Below are 3,001 nucleotides of genomic sequence, written 5' to 3'. Positions count from 1 at the left end.
TTGAGAAGAGCTCGGGCGATTAGTACCCCTCGGCTGAGCGCGTCGCCGCGCTTGCACCTGGGGCCTATCAACCAGGTGGTCTACCTGGGCCCTTACCGAAAGGAGAACTGATCTCGGGAACGGCTTCCCGCTTAGATGCCTTCAGCGGTTATCCGCGCCGGACGCGGCTACCCGGCCATGCCGTCGGTCGACAACCGGTTCACCGGAGGTCCGTCCACCCCGGTCCTCTCGTACTAGGGGCAGCCTCCCTCGATTCTCCTGCGCCCACGGAGGATAGGGACCGAACTGTCTCACGACGTTCTGAACCCAGCTCGCGTACCGCTTTAAACGGCGAACAGCCGTACCCTTGGGACCTGCTCCAGCCCCAGGATGCGATGAGCCGACATCGAGGTGCCAAACCTTGCCGTCGATGTGGACTCTTGGGCAAGATCAGCCTGTTATCCCCGGAGTACCTTTTATCCGTTGAGCGACGGCCCACCCACGCGGGGCCGCCGGATCACTAGAGCCTGCTTTCGCACCTGCTCGACTTGTGGGTCTCGCAGTCAAGCCCGCTTGCGCTCTTGCACTCTGGAGGACGGTTGCCGACCGTCCCGAGCGGACCTTCGCGCGCCTCCGTTACCCTTTAGGAGGCGACCGCCCCAGTCAAACTACCCACCTGGCACGGTCCCCGGGCCGGGTCACGGCCCCGGGTTAGGACGCCGGGCGCGCGGGGGCGGTATTCCAAGGTCGGCTCCGCCGGGGCTGGCGCCCCGGCATCTCAGCCTCCCGCCTATCCTCTACGCGCGCGTCCAGCGGCCAATGCCAAGCTGCAGTGAAGGTTCACGGGGTCTTTCCGTCCTTCCGCGGGTAGGTCGCATCTTCACGACCAGTGCAATTTCACCGGGTCCATGGTCGAGACAGCGCCCAAGTCGTTGCGCCTTTCGTGCAGGTCGGAACTTACCCGACAAGGAATTTCGCTACCTTAGGACCGTTATAGTTACGGCCGCCGTTTACCGGGGCTTGGCTTCGCCGCCTCGCTTGCGCTAACGGCTCCGCGTGACCTTCCGGCACCGGGCAGGCGTCAGACCCTATACGTCGCCTTGCGGCTTCTGCAGAGTCCTGTGTTTTTGGTAAACAGTCGCTTGGGCCTCTTCACTGCGGCCGGCCTCCGCTCCGGGGGCGAAGCCCCTTCACGTACGCGCCGGCACCCCTTCTCCCTAGGTTACGGGGCCATTGTGCCGAGTTCCTTGACCATGGTTGACCCGATCGCCTCGGTATGTTCTACCCACCCACCTGTGTCGGTTTGCGGTACGGGCGGAGGGGCCCCTGCCTAGGGGTTTTTCTGGGGACCTCGGGCTCACTCGCTTCGCTTGACTCGCTTCGTCCGGAGCCTCGCCCTCGCGCGGGACGGATTTCCCTGTCCCGCGGGCCGCGCTCCATCACGGGGGCGTCCAGAACCCCGCCGAGCCACCCCGATCCGTCGCCCCGTCGGTCGTGACGGTTCCCCTCCGGTGCAGGAATGTCTGCCTGCTGCGCTTCGGCTACGCCTGCCGGCCTCGCCTTAGCCCCCGACTGACCCTGGGGGGATTAGCCTCGCCCAGGAAACCTCGGGTTTACGGCGGACGAGTTACTCTCTCGTCTCTCGCTACTCATGCCAGCATTCTCGCTCGCGCGCGGTCCACGGCCCGGTTCCCCGGCCGCTTCGCCCCGCGCGCGACGCCCCCCTACCGATGAACTAGGTTCATCCCGCCGCTTCGGTACCGCGCTTAGCCCCGTGTATTGTCGGCGCGCGCCCACTCGACCAGTGAGCTGTTACGCACTCTTTGAAGGGGTGGCTGCTTCTAAGCCAACCTCCTGGTTGTCTGCGCGAGCGCACATCCTTTGCCACTCGGCGCGGATTTGGGGACCTTGGCGGGCGGTCTGGGCTGTTTCCCTCTCGAGCACACAGCTTAGCCCACATGCTCTGACTGCCGGGATCTGGGCCTGCGGCATTCGGAGTTCGGTTCGAGTCGGTAGGCGGCGAAGCCCCCTCATCGATCCGGTGCTCTACCTCCGCAGGCGAACTCCCGACGCTAGCCCTAAAGCTATTTCGGGGGGAACGAGATATCTCCGGGTTTGATAGGCCTTTCACCCCTATCCCCAGGTCATCGGGGCACTTTTCAACGTACTGCCGTTCGGCCCTCCACGGGGTCTTACCCCCGCTTCAGCCTGCCCAGGGATAGCTCACCCGGCTTCGCGTCCGCGGCACGCGACTGTGGTCGCCCTGTTCGGACTCGCTTTCGCTACGGCTCGCTTCCCAGCTTAACCTCGCCGCGTGCCAGCGACTCGCTGGCTCATTCTACAAAAGGCACGCCGTCACCCCGCGAGGGGGCTCCGACTGCTCGTGGGCGCGCGGTTTCAGGTACTGTTTCACTCCCCTCCCGGGGTGCTTTTCACCTTTCCCTCGCGGTACTCGTGCGCTATCGGTCACAGGAGAGTGTTCAGGCTTGGATGGTGGTCCACCCAGGTTCGGACCGGGTTTCACGTGCCCGGCCCTACTCAGGCGCCGCGTCCGCGCCCGACCCGAGGGTACGCCTACGGGGCTGTAACCCTGTGCCGCCGGCCGTCCCATGCCGTTCGGCTCCCCTGGATCGGTGCGCGCCGGGGGCGGCAGCCCCCGGGCGTCGCGGCCCTACAACCCCGGCGGCGCGAACGCTGCCGCGCGCATGCGCCCGCCGGTTTGGCCATGGCCCCCTTCCGCTCGCCGCTACTCGGGGGATCTCGCAGTTGATTTCTCCTCCTCCGGGTACTTAGATGTTTCAGTTCCCCGGGTTGTCCTCCCGGGGGCTATGGATTCGCCCCCGGGATGCCGGAACCTCTTCCGGCGGGTTCGCCCATTCGGAGACCCGCGGGTCGAAGGGTGTGTGCCCCTAACCGCGGATTATCGCAGCTTGCCGCGTCCTTCATCGGCTTCCTGTGCCAAGGCATCCGCCGCGCGCCCGTGATATCTTCTCGTTGCCGTCTGATATCCGCGCCCCGGGGG

Annotated in this window: 1 rRNA gene; it reads right to left on the bottom strand. The window is 65.8% G+C overall.

Features of this window, described 5'->3' with window-relative positions:
- Positions 1 to 2,973: ribosomal RNA gene (locus B5F74_RS12075) — 23S ribosomal RNA — on the bottom strand.
- Positions 2,974 to 3,001 lie beyond the last annotated feature (28 nt).

Origin of the sequence: Collinsella sp. An271, assembly GCF_002159695.1 — a bacterium.
In the GTDB taxonomy this organism is placed as follows: Bacteria; Actinomycetota; Coriobacteriia; order Coriobacteriales; family Coriobacteriaceae; genus Collinsella; species Collinsella ihumii.
The sequence above is the reverse complement of the archived record's forward strand: the minus strand, read 5'-3'. Positions and strand labels throughout refer to the sequence as shown.